Source organism: Pseudomonas sp. RA_15y_Pfl1_P11 (assembly GCF_963970975.1).
Classification (GTDB): domain Bacteria; phylum Pseudomonadota; class Gammaproteobacteria; order Pseudomonadales; family Pseudomonadaceae; genus Aquipseudomonas; species Aquipseudomonas tritici.
The window spans coordinates 288617-302264 of record NZ_CAXAOY010000003.1; the positions used below are offsets into that span (position 1 = coordinate 288617).

The following is a 13648-nucleotide window of genomic DNA, read 5'->3' on the forward strand; positions in this document are numbered from 1 at the left end:
CACCCCTTCGGGTTGACCGGGAGGCGGTGGAGCGCTTTGTCACTGTTTGGAGAGTGGATTCGTGCGGATATCACAATCACCGACTACGCCAATAGTGTCTTTTGGCTGAAAAAGGTTGTTTGCAGTGAAGTTGAAGTGGCACCTGTAGCGGCCATTTTCACGGTCGAAATCAACGTTCACGCTACCGCTCTGAGTCAAATAGTGCGCAGGAGCAGATTTTCCACCGGCTGTGAGTGCACAAATCTGCTTGCTCGGAAAAACATAGTCGCCGTTCGGTGTATTCGACAGCATCTCAATTTCGATGATGCGCAGGGGGCCGGGTGAATTTTCCTCGACGCCTACGATAGTTATCTGCTCATTCTCATTAGTCAGGTCAACCGCGCCTGCATTGAAACTCACGACACCGTTGACGGATGCGGTCAATGTTCCCGTTGCTTCCCCGTAAGCAGTACTGTTGGTCATGATCGAACCCTCTTGAACCACTCGCCCACCGGATTGTGTGCGATGTCGTGGAACGATAGAGGCAGGCACCCATCTGCGTAACTGTTAGAAATACCAGTTCTGCAGAGGTTATTAATCTAAATAGGCGGTGTTTTTTCAATGATGGCGCGTAGGGTGTTCAGTCTGTGGATTGAGGGCAAATGCAGCCGCAGTGATCCCCCACTGTCCCAGCCAGTAAGTACTGATCAGCACATACGGCGCCGCATCGAATGCCACCACAAACCGACTGATGCCGATCAGCGTGTCGGAAAAAACAAACGACAGCGCGCCTGCTGCCGCCAGCAATGCCGAGCGTTTCGGCACGTCAGTGCCCAAGCGTGCCAGCGCACGCCAGAGCATCGCACTGATCACCAGCGCATAAACCACTACCGGCATCAGCAGGTCGCCAAGGCCGTGGGAGATCAGGATGCTCAGCAGAATCGCGCCCACGCCCAGGGCCAATGCCAACGGCAACAGGGCTAAGCGGCGGCAGTCGCTGAAGTAGGCTTTGAGGTAGGCCAGGTGCGCAAACAGAAATGCGCCCAGCCCAAAGATAAACAGATCGCCCGGCCAGGCGAGCAGCACATCGCCTATCAGGGAAAAGATCAAACCCAGGCTGATCCAGCGTCGATACTCGGTGGGCGGCGCATCATGCAGCCAGCCCAGCAGCGCCAGGACCGGCAGCGGCTTGACCAGCAGGCACAGCAACGTGGCATGGGTGGTCAGGCCGTAGATAAAAGTGCCGGCGCCCATCAACGCAAGAATCAGCCATGGCATATCAGTTCACCGTGATGGCGCAGTCGAACGTTTCGGCGGGTTCGGCTTCCGGCTCCCAGGGTTGCTGGGACGTCAGGCGCAAGCGGCCCTGGCCGGTCGCGAACGCCTGGAACCGCCAGGTCGACTGGCCGCCGCCACCGACCACGCCGGATTCCGAGCTGGTGTAGACCTCCGGGCTCAAGGCGCGCAACACACCGCCAGCGGAATCCTGGATGGCCCAGCGGTAACCCGTGGTGGGGTTGCTCGGCAGGGTGAGGATCAGGTTTTGACCGGTTTTAAGCTGAAGTGGGCAGGCGCTCTGGTTGTCCACGCTGACGTTTTGCTTGGGGGCACTGGCGCAGGCGGCCAGCAGGGCAAGGCTCAAGGGGAGAAACAGGCGAGCAGCGGTCATGAGGGCTCCATTGATTGGCGACGAAGGGCGAGCATAACCGAAGATGGGACGAGGTGTGACTGGGTGGGGTTTTGTGGTGACCGGGCCGGCCCTTTCGCGAGCAAGCCCGCTCTCACATTTCGACCGCATTCCAAAGGATTTACTCGGTCAACATGTGGGAGCGGGCTTGCTCGCGAAGAGGCCAGTAAAGGCGCTACATAACTATCAGAAGAGCACTTTAGCCACATCCGCAAACCGCTTGGCAAAGTGCACTGTCATCCCTTCCTTCAGGTACTCCGGCAACTCCTCAAAACTGCCCCGATTCGGCTCCGGAAGGATCAGCTCATGGATCTTCTGGCGCCGCGCCGCGATCACTTTCTCGCGCACCCCGCCAATCGGCAGGACATGCCCGGTCAACGTCAGCTCACCGGTCATGGCCACGCCTTTTTTCGGCGGCTGGTTACGTGCCAGCGACAACAGCGCACTGGCCATGGTCACCCCCGCACTCGGGCCGTCTTTGGGCGTGGCGCCTTCCGGCACGTGCAGGTGCACGAAAGCTTCGTCAAAAAATTTCGGATCACCGCCAAACGACTTCAGGTTCGAGCTGATGTAGCTGTAGGCAATTTCGGCGGACTCCTTCATCACTTCACCCAACTGCCCGGTGAGCTTGAAGCCGCGATTGAGCGTATGGATACGTGTCGCCTCAATCGGCAGCGTCGCGCCGCCCATGCTGGTCCACGCCAGGCCGGTGATCACACCGGTGCCGGACAGCACCTGCTCATTGCGGAACACCGGTACACCCAGTGAGCTTTCCAGGTCTTTGTTGCCAATCTTGATCACCAGGTCCGGCTTATCCAGCAGCTTGACCACGGCCTTGCGCACCAGTTTGCCCAGCTGTTTTTCCAGCTGGCGCACACCGGCTTCGCGGGCGTAGCCGTCGATCAATGCGCGCAACGCGCCGTCGCTGATGGTCAAGGTGTTTTTCGACACGCCGGCTTTTTCCAACTGCTTGGGCCACAGGTGGCGCTTGGCAATCGCGACTTTTTCTTCGGTGATATAGCCCGACAGGCGAATCACTTCCATACGGTCCAGCAGCGGGCCTGGGATGGAGTCCAGGGTATTGGCGGTGCACACGAACAGCACTTTGGACAGGTCCAGGCGCAGGTCCAGGTAGTGGTCGAGGAATTCGACGTTTTGCTCGGGGTCGAGGGTTTCCAGCAGTGCCGACGCCGGGTCGCCCTGGAAGCTCTGGCCCATCTTGTCGATCTCGTCGAGCATGATCACCGGGTTCATCACTTCCACATCTTTGAGCGCCTGCACCAGCTTGCCGGGCATGGCGCCGATGTAGGTGCGGCGATGGCCCTTGATCTCGGCCTCGTCGCGCATGCCGCCGACGCTGAAGCGGTAGAAGGGCCGTCCCAGCGACTCGGCGATGGATTTACCGACGCTGGTCTTGCCCACGCCCGGCGGGCCGACCAGCAGCACAATGGAACCGGCGACTTCGCCTTTATAGGCACCCACCGCGAGGAATTCGAGGATGCGACTCTTAATGTCGTCCAGGCCTGCGTGGTGCTTGTCCAGCACCTTGCGCGCATGTTTCAGGTCGAGTTTATCCTCGCCAAACACACCCCACGGCACCGAGGTGGCCCAGTCCAGGTAGTTGCGCGTCACCGCGTATTCCGGCGAGCCGGTTTCGAGGATCGACAGTTTGTTCAGTTCTTCATCGATGCGTTTTTTCGCCTGGGCCGGCAGTACTTTGCTTTCCAGGCGTTGCTCGAATTGCTCGACATCCGCACTGCGGTCGTCCTTGGTCAAGCCCAGCTCCTGCTGGATGACTTTGAGCTGTTCCTTGAGGAAGAACTCGCGCTGATGCTCGCCGATCTTGCGGTTCACTTCAGCGGAGAGTTCTTTTTGCAGGCGCGCAACTTCGACTTCTTTGCGCAGCATCGGCAGCACTTTTTCCATGCGCTTAAGCATGGGCACGCAGTCCAGCACTTCCTGCAATTCGTTACCGGTGGCCGAGGTCAACGCGGCGGCGAAGTCGGTGAGCGGCGACGGGTCGTTGGGGCTGAAGCGGTTGAGGTAGTTCTTCAGCTCTTCGCTGTACAGCGGGTTGAGCGGTAGCAGTTCCTTGATCGCATTGATCAGCGCCATGCCGTAGGCCTTGACCTCGTCGGTCGGCTCCGAGGGCTGGTGCGGGTATTCGACTTCCACCAGGTACGGTGGGCGGTGGTGCTTGAGCCAGGTCTTGATGCGCACGCGGGTCAGGCCCTGGGCCACGAATTGCAGCTTGCCGTTTTCGCGGCTGGCGTGGTGCACCTTCACCAGCGTGCCGTACAGCGGCAGGCTGGAGGTATCGAAGTGGCGGGGGTCGTCCGGCGGGGTGTCCATGAAGAACAGGGCCAGGGAGTGGTGGTCGGATTTGCTCACCAGTTCCAGGGTCTCGGCCCACGGCTCTTCATTGACGATCACCGGCAGCACTTGCGCCGGGAAGAAGGGCCGGTTGTGGATCGGGATGATGTAGACCTTGTCCGGCAGGTTTTGCCCGGGTAGGGCCAGGCCGGTGTTGGAGGACGCTTCGTGCTCGGCGTTTTCGGGATCTGCGTAGTCGTTGAGGTCGTAATCAGGGAATTCTTGCTGGTCGCTCATGGGGCACCTGCATCAGGAAGTATGGTGCTTAGATGGGGCGGGGCGGCGGTGGTTTCAATGGCAGCGGCGAGATCGCAACATATTGCATGAAATTCTCGACAGCACCGCCGCTCCCTCCTCTATTTGGAACTGTGTGCGGTCAGCTGATTTTGTGCAGGTAGGCGGGCAGGGGTTGTTCTGGCAGGACTGAGAGCACTTTCAGCCGTTGCAACATGCGCTGGCGTGCTCGCTGAAGATGCTCACGCAGATTCAGCGCCGCCGCATCCACCGCGCCATGCAACAAGAGCTCAAGAATCAACCGATGTTCGGCCAACATCGCCGGATCGGCGCCGATCCCCAGCAACCGATAAAAAATCCGGCTGATGATCATTGGGCTCTGGCCCTGGCGGATCAGTGCAGCGATCTTGCGATTCTGCAAGCCGGCCAAGCAGTGCTGGTGCAAGTCTTCCTCGATCTGTTCGATGGCCTCAAGGCTGCAGTGAGGGCTGTCCTGGGCAGCCAGTACGCGTTGCAACATGGCTTCAAGCAGCTGGCGATCAAGGTGCGGTGCGCTCTGGCGCAAGGCTTCGGGTTCCAGGCAGGCGCGCAGTTCGTAGTCTTCGGTAACTTCCCGCGCCGTCAAAGGCCCCGCCAACCATTGGGAATAGGGTTCCTTTTCCACCAGGCCGCGATCTCGCAGGCGCATCAGTGCTTCACGCACCACTGCACGGCTGACGCCATAGTGGTCGGCGGCGGCTTGCTCATCCAGGCGGTAATGGCCGAAGGCAATGCAGGTGGACAGCGCCGCGCCGATTTCCTCGACGATACGTTCACCCAACGGCCGCGTATCCACCAGATCATCCTTACCATCAAGACCCAAATGTGTATGGCTCAAGGGCAGGCGTAGCGGCTCCATCGCCAGGCCTTCGGGGTTGATCAGGTAACCCCGGCCATTGAAGCGGCAGATCAGGCCTTCGGCGTGCAGCAGGTCCAAGGCCTTGCGCACCGGTACACGGCTGGTACCGAACAGTTCGGCCAACGGCGCTTCCAGCAAAACCAGGCCGTGGCGAGCGGTGCCGTTGACGATCGCGTCACGCAACACTTGGTGAATCATCGCGTAACGAGAGGCCGAAGCGGACACTGCTTTCATCGATTTCTCTAAAGGGGGGAGGACGGTGGCCGGGGATTCTCTCATAAGTTGCACCTGTCACTCTGGGCCACGTCGATGGCACTTTTTTGGGGCCCGAAAACTGGGAATGTTACCTTTCTGCACCAAAATGTACTTATTAATAAAAGATACATTATTTCGTTGGCGGCATTGCACCTCCCTCAGTCACGGTTTTTTCCTGCCCATCAAAACCATCTATCCCGTTGCTCTCAGCGAAAAAACCTGACAGCGCAAAACCACCTCACAAGAGACTGGCACGAAAGCTGCCTTTGTAAAATGTACATTTTATTAATATGTACGTTTTTTGAGGGTCATCTTGATGTCAGACGCCACTTCAATGGCCGAGGATTTTGCCTGCGGTCGCAGCGATCCGGTGCAAGCCCTCGAACAGGCACTCGAAAAGGCAAGCCAGGTGCCGTCGGTATTTATCAGCCTGACCACCGAGCGTGCCCGCCGTGAAGCCGAAGCCGCCGCTGCCCGTTGGCGCGCCGGCCAGCCCTTGAGCGTGTTCGATGGCGTGCCGTTGGCCTGGAAAGACCTGTTCGATGTGGCCGGCAGCACCACCACTGCTGGCGCCGCCTATCGCCGCAATGCGCCTGCCGCTTTGCTCGACGCGCCGACCGTGGGCCTGTTGTGTCGCGCCGGGATGGTCAGTGTGGGCAAGACCAACCTCAGCGAATTGGCCTACTCAGGCTTGGGTCTGAACCCGCATTTCGGCACGCCGCACAACCCCCATGGCACTGACCAACCACGCATCCCAGGCGGTTCGTCGTCCGGTTCTGCAGTGGCCGTTGCGGCCGGGATCGTTCCCATCGCCATGGGCACCGACACCGCCGGGTCGATCCGCATCCCGTCGGCGTTCAACGGCCTGGTCGGTTATCGCAGCAGCAGCCGACGCTACAGCCGCGATGGCGTATTCCCCCTTGCCCACACCCTCGACAGCCTCGGCCCGCTGACCCGCAGTGTGCGCGACGCCTTGGCCATCGACGATTTGCTGCATGGGCGCGCCCAAACCCACCATGCCCGCAGCCTCAAGGGCCAACGCTTCGTATTGGCGCAACAGGATGTCGAGCCTGCTGTGCGCAACAACCTGCTGCGTGCAGTCGAGCAACTCAAGGCCCAAGGTGCGCTGATCGAAGAGCGCGAATGCCCGACCTTCCAGGCCACCCTGGACCTGATCAACCACCACGGCTGGCTCGGCTCGTTCGAGGCCTTCGCCTTGCACCAAGGGTTGCTCGACAGCCGCGACGCCGAACAACTCGACCCTCGCGTACGCCGCCGCCTCGAAGCCGCACGTTCGCTGCCAGCCAGCCAACTGATCCACCTGACCGACGCGCGCAGCCGCCTGCAACAGCAACTGATCGATGACCTCGACGGCGCCATTCTCATCACCCCAACCGTTGCCCACGTGGCGCCCGCATTGGCACCGCTGGAAGCCGACGACGACCTGTTCGTGAAAACCAACCTTGCCACCCTGCGCCTGACCATGCCCGGCAGTTTGCTCGACATGCCCGGCGTGACCCTGCCCAGCGGCTGCGATGCCCAGGGCCTGCCCACCGGGCTGCTGCTCAGCGCACCGGCGGGAGAAGACGCACGCCTGCTGCGCGCGGCGTTGTCCGTCGAAACCGTACTTAACGTTTAAGGAGATTCATCATGGCTAAAGACATTCTCTGTGCATTTGGCGTCGACGTTGACGCCGTGGCCGGTTGGCTCGGTTCCTATGGCGGTGAAGACTCGCCGGACGACATTTCCCGCGGCTTGTTTGCCGGTGAGATCGGTGCGCCGCGCCTGCTCAAATTGTTCGAACGCTACGGCCTGCGCACCACCTGGTTCATTCCCGGCCACTCGATGGAAACCTTCCCCGAGCAGATGAAGGCGGTGGCCGACGCCGGTCACGAAATCGGCGTGCACGGCTACAGCCACGAAAACCCCATCGCGATGACCGCGGAGCAGGAGGAAATCGTCCTCGATAAATCCATCGAGCTGATCACCCAAGTGACTGGCAAACGCCCGACGGGCTACGTTGCGCCATGGTGGGAATTCAGCAAAGTCACCAACGAACTGCTGCTGAAAAAAGGCATCAAGTACGACCACAGCCTGATGCACAACGACTTCCATCCCTACTACGTGCGCAAGGGCGACAGCTGGACCAAGATCGACTACAGCCAGCACCCCGACACCTGGATGAAACCCTTGGTACGCGGTGAAGAAACCGACCTGGTGGAGATCCCGGCCAACTGGTACCTGGACGACCTGCCGCCGATGATGTTCATCAAAAAGGCCCCCAACAGCCACGGCTTCGTCAACCCGCGTCACCTCGAAGAAATGTGGCGCGACCAGTTCGACTGGGTTTACCGCGAACACGAACACGCCGTGTTCACCATGACCATCCATCCCGATGTCTCCGGCCGCCCGCAAGTGTTGTTGATGCTTGAGCGGCTGATCGAACACATCCAGAGCCATGCCGGCGTGCGCTTCGTCACCTTTGACGAAATCGCCGACGACTTTATCCGCCGCCAACCGCGTACCTGACACCCACCCTTGCTCACCCCCTGAGGCGCGATTATGTCCATCTATAACAAGCTTGACCTGACTGGCTGGAAACCCCGGCAACTGACGTCCAAGGAAGTACGTTTCGCCACCTGGATCGCGTTTTTCGCCTGGGTGTTCGCGGTGTATGACTTCATCCTGTTCGGCACTTTGCTGCCGGAGATTGGCCGGCATTTTGGCTGGGGTGAAGTGGAGCAAGCTGAAATCGCGACGTGGGTGGCGGTGGGCACGGCGGTGGTCGCCTTTGCCATCGGCCCCGTCGTCGATAAGTTGGGGCGGCGCAAAGGTATTATTTTCACCGTGGCGGGTTCCGCGCTCTGCTCGGCACTGACTGCAATCGGCGGCGCGTGGGGCAAGTCGCCGCTGATTCTGATCCGGTCGCTGGGCGGGCTGGGCTATGCCGAGGAAACCGTCAACGCGACTTATCTGAGCGAGCTGTATGGCGCCTCGCAAGACCCGCAGTTGACCAAACGTCGCGGCTTTATCTACAGCCTGGTGCAGGGCGGCTGGCCGGTCGGTGCGTTGATCGCCGCAGGGTTGACCGCGTTACTGTTGCCGATCATTGGCTGGCAGGGCTGCTTCATCTTTGCCGCGATCCCAGCGGTGGTGATAGCGATCATGGCGCGCAAGCTCAAGGAGAGTCCGCAGTTCCAGATCCATGAACGCATCAGCCGGCTGCGTAAAAGCGGCGCGGTGACTGAAGCACAAAATGTCGCCGTGACCTACGGCGTGGACTATGACGAACACAGCAAGGCCGGTCTCAAGGCCGCCTTCCGTGGTTCGGCGCGGCGCGCCACCCTGGTGATCGGCGCTGCGCTGTTGCTTAACTGGGCAGCTATCCAAGTGTTCAGCGTGCTCGGGACATCGGTGATCGTCAGCGTGCACCACATCTCGTTCGAGAACTCGCTGATCATCCTTGTGCTGTCGAACCTGGTGGGCTATTGCGGCTACCTCAGCCACGGCTGGATGGGCGACAAGATCGGCCGTCGCAACGTGATCGGCCTGGGCTGGATGCTTGGCGGGCTGGCGTTCGCCGGGATGCTGTTTGGTCCGAGCAATATGCCGATGGTGGTCGGGCTGTACAGCCTGGGCCTGTTCTTCCTGATCGGGCCGTACTCGGCGGCGCTGTTCTTTATCAGCGAGAGTTTCCCTACCAGCATCCGCGCCACCGGCGGCGCGATCATCCATGCCATGGGCCCGATCGGGGCAGTGGTCGCAGGTTTTGGTGCGACCCAGGTGTTGTCCGCCGGCAGCGACTGGCAGACCGCCGCGCTGTGGTTTGGCGCATTGCCGTGCTTCCTGTCCGGCGTCCTGATGTTTGCCGCGCGCCATGTGCGCCCGGAAACCGTTCAGTAAGGAGTGAGTGATGAGCCGTAAAGTTGCCTTGATTACCGGTGCCGCCAGCGGCATCGGCCAAGCCCTCGCCGTGGCCTATGCCCGCCACGGTGTGGCGGTAGTGGGCGGGTACTACCCGGCTGATCCGCATGACCCGCAGACCACCCTAAGCCTGGTGCAACAAGCCGGCGGCGAGTGCCTCATGCTGCCGTTGGACGTGGGCGATACCGCCTCGGTCGACGCACTGGCCGCGCAAGCCATACAGCATTTCGGGCGGCTGGATTATGCGGTGGCCAATGCGGGCCTGTTGCGCCGCGCGCCGTTGCTCGAGATGACCGATGCGTTGTGGAACGAGATGCTCAATGTCGACCTCACAGGGGTGATGCGCACTTTCCGCGCGGCGACCCGGCATATGCACGAAGGCGGCGCGCTGGTCGCGATTTCGTCGATTGCCGGTGGCGTGTATGGCTGGCAGGAACACAGCCATTACGCGGCGGCCAAGGCCGGTGTGCCGGGGTTGTGCCGGTCGTTGGCGGTGGAATTGGCGCCGCTGGGCATTCGTTGTAATGCGGTGATTCCAGGGTTGATTGAAACGCCGCAGTCGCTGGATGCAAAGAACTCGCTGGGACCGGAAGGTTTGGCCAAGGCGGCGCGCGCTATTCCGCTGGGGCGGGTAGGGCGGGCGGATGAAGTGGCGTCGTTGGTGCAGTTTTTGACCAGTGAAGCGTCGAGCTACCTGACCGGGCAGAGCATCGTCATCGACGGCGGCCTGACCGTACGCTGGCCTGACTGAATGTGCTGGATCTAAATGTGGGAGCGAGCAAGCCCACATTGGATCTGTGTTTGCTTTAGGAGATTTGACATGCCCCAACTGACTAACCGCCGCGCCGTCATCACCGGTGCCGGCAGCGGCATCGGCGCCGCCATCGCCCGCGCTTACGCCGCCGAAGGCGCGCGCCTGGTGCTGGCCGACCGCAACGCCGCCAGCCTCGCCGAAACCGCGATCACCTGCCGCAACCTTGGCGCCGAGGTGTTCGAATGCCTGGCCGACGTCGGCACCGTCGGAGGCGGCCAGGCCAGTGTCGACCGTTGCGTCGAACAGTTCGGCGGTATCGATATCCTGGTCAACAATGCCGGCATGCTCACCCAGGCGCGCTGTGTCGACCTGACCATCGACATGTGGAACGACATGCTGCGCGTCGACCTCACCAGTGTGTTCATCGCCAGCCAGCGCGCCTTGCCGTACATGCTCGAGCAGCGTTGGGGCCGGATCATCAACGTCGCCTCGCAACTGGGCATCAAGGGCGGCGCCGAACTGACTCACTACGCCGCCGCCAAGGCTGGGGTGATCGGCTTTACCAAGTCCCTGGCGCTGGAAGTGGCCAAGGACAACGTGCTGGTCAACGCCATCGCACCGGGCCCGATTGAAACGCCGTTGGTGGGCGGTATCAGTGAGCAATGGAAGCGCGCCAAGGCCAAGGAGTTGCCGCTGGGCCGTTTCGGCCTGGCCGATGAAGTGGCGCCGGTGGCGGTGCTGCTGGCCAGCGAGCCCGGCGGCAACTTGTTCGTTGGCCAGACACTGGGCCCGAACTCCGGCGATGTCATGCCATGAATGAGGTGTAGCCATGTGCGGACTCTGCGGACTGCTTGGCGAAGACCTGCACTGGAGCGATCCCCTGGGCGATGAGTTACCCCGGCGCCGTGAACGCCTGCGCCGGATCGCGGCGATCAACCAGGTGCTGGCGGTGTTCCGGCTCAAGGTCGAAGACTTCCAGGGCGCGTCGTATCTGCTGCTCGGCGCCACTGGCAAGCAGGCGCTGGCCAGCGGTCTGGATCAACTGTGGCAAGCCGCCGAAAACATGCTCGGCCGGCCGCTGGATCCCCTCGATCCGCGTTTGTTGGACCACTTGGAGTCAGCCCCATGAGCATCGCCCTCAACGTCATCACCGGCTTTCTCGGCAGTGGTAAAACCACCTTGCTCAAGCGTCTGCTGCAGGGTGAAAGCCTGGGCGACACCGCGTTGCTGATCAACGAATTCGGTGATGTCGGCATCGACCATCTGCTGGTGGAAGAGGTGGCGCCGGACACGGTGCTGCTGCCCAGCGGCTGCGTGTGTTGCTCGATCCGTGGCGAGTTGAAAGACGCGCTGCTCGGCCTGCTGCAACGCCGCGAGCGTGGTGAAATCCCCGCCTTCAAACGGGTAATCCTCGAAACCACCGGCCTGGCCGACCCGGCGCCAATCCTGGCCACCTTGAACAACGACGTGCAACTGCGCGGGCGTTTTCATATTGGCTTGGTGATCACCCTGGTGGACGCCAGCCATGCCATCCTGCAAGAACGCCTGCACCCGGAATGGCTGGCCCAGGTGGCGGCGGCGGATCGTTTGCTGCTGAGCAAGACTGATCTGGCGGATGACTGCGCTGCGCTGCGCGCACATCTGCAAGCGCTCAATACCGGCACGCCGATCCTCGATACCCACGACATCCATAGCGGCGACCAACTGCTGCTGGGCGAAGGCCTGCGCAGTGCCGAGCCCGCCATGGAAGTCAGCCGCTGGCAGCTGCATCACACCACCACGGCCACCCACGGCGCCGCGCAAGTCTGCAGCCTGACCTTCGACCAGCCTCTTGATTGGGTGGGTTTCGGGGTATGGTTGTCGATGCTGTTAAGATGCCACGGCGAACGAATTCTCCGCGTCAAAGGGCTGCTCAACGTGAACGCCAGTAACGCCCCTATCGTCATTCATGGCGTGCAGCATTGCCTGCATGCGCCGGTGCATTTGCCTGCATGGCCGGGCAGCGACCGCCAATCACGCCTGGTGTTTATCCTGCGTGGCCTCGAGCCTGCGCTGCTAAAGCGTTCGTTTGAAGCGTTCTCGCGGCGGCTCGCTGCATGATCACACTCCGCGTTCTCGGCACGTCGGTCACCCTGCTTGAATGCCTGCGCGTACGCGCCGAAGAGGAGCTGGGCATTCGCCTGGTCTACCAAGTGCACGACGTCGAACAGGCGCAACGCATCGCGGTGATGCAACCCGACAGCTACGACCTGTATGACCAGTGGTTCCACAACGTCGACTTCGTGTGGCCGGCCCGGGCGATCCAGCCTATCGACACCCGACGCATCGCGCTGTGGCACGAGATCAATGACCTGCCCAAGCGCGGGCGCCTGTCGCCCGATGACCGCCTGGGCAGCGGCAGCGTGCCCAGCGAGCGGCTGTTCGTGCAGCACGACGGCAGCCTCGGCAGCACGGTCACCGAGCGCATCAGCATGTTGCCCCTGACCCACAACGCCGACAGTTTCGCCTACCGCCCAGAGCGCTTGCCCGAAGGTTTTTGCCACGGCAACGAAAGCTGGGGCTGGCTGCTCAACCCCGCGTGGCGTGCGCGCACCGCCTTGCAAAGCGACGCCGCCATCGGCGCCCTGGATGCTGCGCTGGCGGTGCAGGGCGCGGGGCTGGCGCAGTTCAAGGACATCGGCAATATGAGCATCGAAGAGATCGATGTACTCGCCGATATCCTCGTGCGTAAACAGAAGGAGGGGCATTTCGCGGCCTTCTGGTCGGACGACGAAGAGGCCGCGCAACTGATGCTCAGCCCGAGCATCGACATCCAGAGCCTGTGGTCGCCGACCCTGATGCGCCTGCATCGTGCCGGAGTGAAATACCGCCTGGCGGTGCCGCGCGAAGGTTATCGCGCCTGGTTTGGTGGTTTGTCATTGTCGCAGCATGCCAAGGGGCCGGTGCTGGATGCTGCCTATGCGTATCTGAATTGGTGGTTGTCCGGTTGGCCGGGGGCGGTAATGGCGCGTCAGGGTTACTACATCGGTAACCCGGCGCGCGCGCGTGATCACTTGAGCAGTGCGGAGTGGGATTATTGGTACGCTGGAAAGCCCGCACGCGAGCAATTGCTGGGCAGTGATGGGTTGCCGTTGATCGAGATCGGAGAAGTGCGCGATGGAGGGGCTTATGAGGCGCGCATGGGGCATATTGCGGTATGGAATTCGGTGATGGACGAACATAATTATCTCGTGCGCCGATGGGGCGATTTCATGCGAGCTCGGGCTGTTTGACCGGGCTCACCCGTTTGAACCGACCGGCCTAACGTCGATCTCGCTCTCACATTCGATCTCCCGTATCAGGCATATATCACGCGCTCTGGATCGGTGCATCCCCTGGTCAACCCTCTGTCGCCAATAAAATGCCACCAAAATCCTAGCTTTTATTGGGTGCACGTACCCCAAGTCCCAGCTAATCTCCTGAATCCGAATATTCAATAAAAATGGATATCTTTTTGACGCCAGGTTAGCTGTCGCAGGGAATGCACATGACAAAGGGACGCGGT

13 protein-coding genes are annotated in these 13648 nt (G+C 61.2%); 8 read left to right on the plus strand and 5 right to left on the minus strand.

Annotated features, from left to right (window positions below; all coding sequences use genetic code 11):
• Positions 1 to 39 precede the first annotated feature (39 nt).
• From AACY44_RS05450 to AACY44_RS05470, 5 genes are all read right to left on the minus strand, one after another.
• Entirely contained in the window at positions 40 to 462 is a 423-nt protein-coding gene (locus tag AACY44_RS05450) for a hypothetical protein (RefSeq protein ID WP_339417762.1), read from the minus strand.
• Positions 463 to 597: 135 nt separating this feature from the next.
• Positions 598 to 1257, minus strand: coding sequence for a lysoplasmalogenase (locus AACY44_RS05455; RefSeq protein ID WP_339427126.1), 660 nt, complete (start codon positions 1255 to 1257; stop codon positions 598 to 600).
• A 1-nt stretch (position 1258) separates the two neighbouring features.
• Positions 1259 to 1648 carry a protease inhibitor I42 family protein gene (locus AACY44_RS05460; protein WP_339427125.1) on the minus strand — a complete coding sequence of 130 codons (390 nt, stop codon included), beginning with the start codon at positions 1646 to 1648 and terminating at the stop codon, positions 1259 to 1261.
• A gap of 204 nt (positions 1649 to 1852) precedes the next feature.
• Positions 1853 to 4276 (minus strand): endopeptidase La, encoded by a 2424-nt coding sequence (gene lon / locus AACY44_RS05465; protein ID WP_339435848.1) that lies wholly within the window; start codon positions 4274 to 4276, stop codon positions 1853 to 1855.
• A 139-nt stretch (positions 4277 to 4415) separates the two neighbouring features.
• A complete protein-coding gene (locus AACY44_RS05470) occupies positions 4416 to 5405 on the minus strand; it encodes a GntR family transcriptional regulator (RefSeq protein WP_339435849.1) in 990 nt (329 codons plus the stop codon).
• Positions 5406 to 5742: 337 nt separating this feature from the next.
• On the opposite strand from AACY44_RS05470, the gene AACY44_RS05475 reads away from it, so the two are divergent.
• From AACY44_RS05475 to AACY44_RS05510, 8 genes are all read left to right on the plus strand, one after another.
• Positions 5743 to 7065, plus strand: coding sequence for an amidase (locus AACY44_RS05475; RefSeq protein ID WP_339455534.1), 1323 nt, complete (start codon positions 5743 to 5745; stop codon positions 7063 to 7065).
• 11 nt (positions 7066 to 7076) lie between these two features.
• Positions 7077 to 7955 (plus strand): polysaccharide deacetylase family protein, encoded by an 879-nt coding sequence (locus tag AACY44_RS05480; protein WP_003234086.1) that lies wholly within the window; start codon positions 7077 to 7079, stop codon positions 7953 to 7955.
• A 33-nt stretch (positions 7956 to 7988) separates the two neighbouring features.
• On the plus strand, positions 7989 to 9329 hold the full coding sequence (locus AACY44_RS05485; protein WP_339529893.1) for an MFS transporter: 1341 nt from the start codon (positions 7989 to 7991) through the stop codon (positions 9327 to 9329).
• Between the two features lie 10 nt (positions 9330 to 9339).
• The gene (locus AACY44_RS05490; RefSeq protein WP_339427122.1) at positions 9340 to 10101 is read left to right on the plus strand and encodes an SDR family NAD(P)-dependent oxidoreductase; all 762 of its coding nucleotides are present in this window, start codon (positions 9340 to 9342) and stop codon (positions 10099 to 10101) included.
• Between the two features lie 69 nt (positions 10102 to 10170).
• A complete protein-coding gene (locus AACY44_RS05495; protein WP_339417775.1) occupies positions 10171 to 10920 on the plus strand; it encodes an SDR family NAD(P)-dependent oxidoreductase in 750 nt (249 codons plus the stop codon).
• Between the two features lie 13 nt (positions 10921 to 10933).
• Positions 10934 to 11233 carry a hypothetical protein gene (locus tag AACY44_RS05500; protein ID WP_339417776.1) on the plus strand — a complete coding sequence of 100 codons (300 nt, stop codon included), beginning with the start codon at positions 10934 to 10936 and terminating at the stop codon, positions 11231 to 11233.
• On the plus strand, positions 11230 to 12204 hold the full coding sequence (locus tag AACY44_RS05505; RefSeq protein WP_339455538.1) for a CobW family GTP-binding protein: 975 nt from the start codon (positions 11230 to 11232) through the stop codon (positions 12202 to 12204). The genes AACY44_RS05500 and AACY44_RS05505 overlap by 4 nt, the downstream gene beginning before the upstream one ends.
• Complete coding sequence (locus AACY44_RS05510) at positions 12201 to 13376, plus strand: ABC transporter substrate-binding protein (RefSeq protein WP_339417779.1); 1176 nt, start codon at positions 12201 to 12203, stop codon at positions 13374 to 13376. The genes AACY44_RS05505 and AACY44_RS05510 overlap by 4 nt, the downstream gene beginning before the upstream one ends.
• Positions 13377 to 13648: the final 272 nt, after the last annotated feature.

Bases quoted from the DNA above. Each gene is read 5' to 3' on its own strand.
- AACY44_RS05450 (WP_339417762.1), bottom strand. From the start codon at position 462: ATGACCAACAGTACTGCTTACGGGGAAGCAACGGGAACATTGACCGCA.
- AACY44_RS05455 (WP_339427126.1), bottom strand. From the start codon at position 1,257: ATGCCATGGCTGATTCTTGCGTTGATGGGCGCCGGCACTTTTATCTAC.
- AACY44_RS05460 (WP_339427125.1), bottom strand. From the start codon at position 1,648: ATGACCGCTGCTCGCCTGTTTCTCCCCTTGAGCCTTGCCCTGCTGGCC.
- lon (WP_339435848.1), bottom strand. From the start codon at position 4,276: ATGAGCGACCAGCAAGAATTCCCTGATTACGACCTCAACGACTACGCA.
- AACY44_RS05470 (WP_339435849.1), bottom strand. From the start codon at position 5,405: ATGAAAGCAGTGTCCGCTTCGGCCTCTCGTTACGCGATGATTCACCAA.
- AACY44_RS05475 (WP_339455534.1), top strand. From the start codon at position 5,743: ATGTCAGACGCCACTTCAATGGCCGAGGATTTTGCCTGCGGTCGCAGC.
- AACY44_RS05480 (WP_003234086.1), top strand. From the start codon at position 7,077: ATGGCTAAAGACATTCTCTGTGCATTTGGCGTCGACGTTGACGCCGTG.
- AACY44_RS05485 (WP_339529893.1), top strand. From the start codon at position 7,989: ATGTCCATCTATAACAAGCTTGACCTGACTGGCTGGAAACCCCGGCAA.
- AACY44_RS05490 (WP_339427122.1), top strand. From the start codon at position 9,340: ATGAGCCGTAAAGTTGCCTTGATTACCGGTGCCGCCAGCGGCATCGGC.
- AACY44_RS05495 (WP_339417775.1), top strand. From the start codon at position 10,171: ATGCCCCAACTGACTAACCGCCGCGCCGTCATCACCGGTGCCGGCAGC.
- AACY44_RS05500 (WP_339417776.1), top strand. From the start codon at position 10,934: ATGTGCGGACTCTGCGGACTGCTTGGCGAAGACCTGCACTGGAGCGAT.
- AACY44_RS05505 (WP_339455538.1), top strand. From the start codon at position 11,230: ATGAGCATCGCCCTCAACGTCATCACCGGCTTTCTCGGCAGTGGTAAA.
- AACY44_RS05510 (WP_339417779.1), top strand. From the start codon at position 12,201: ATGATCACACTCCGCGTTCTCGGCACGTCGGTCACCCTGCTTGAATGC.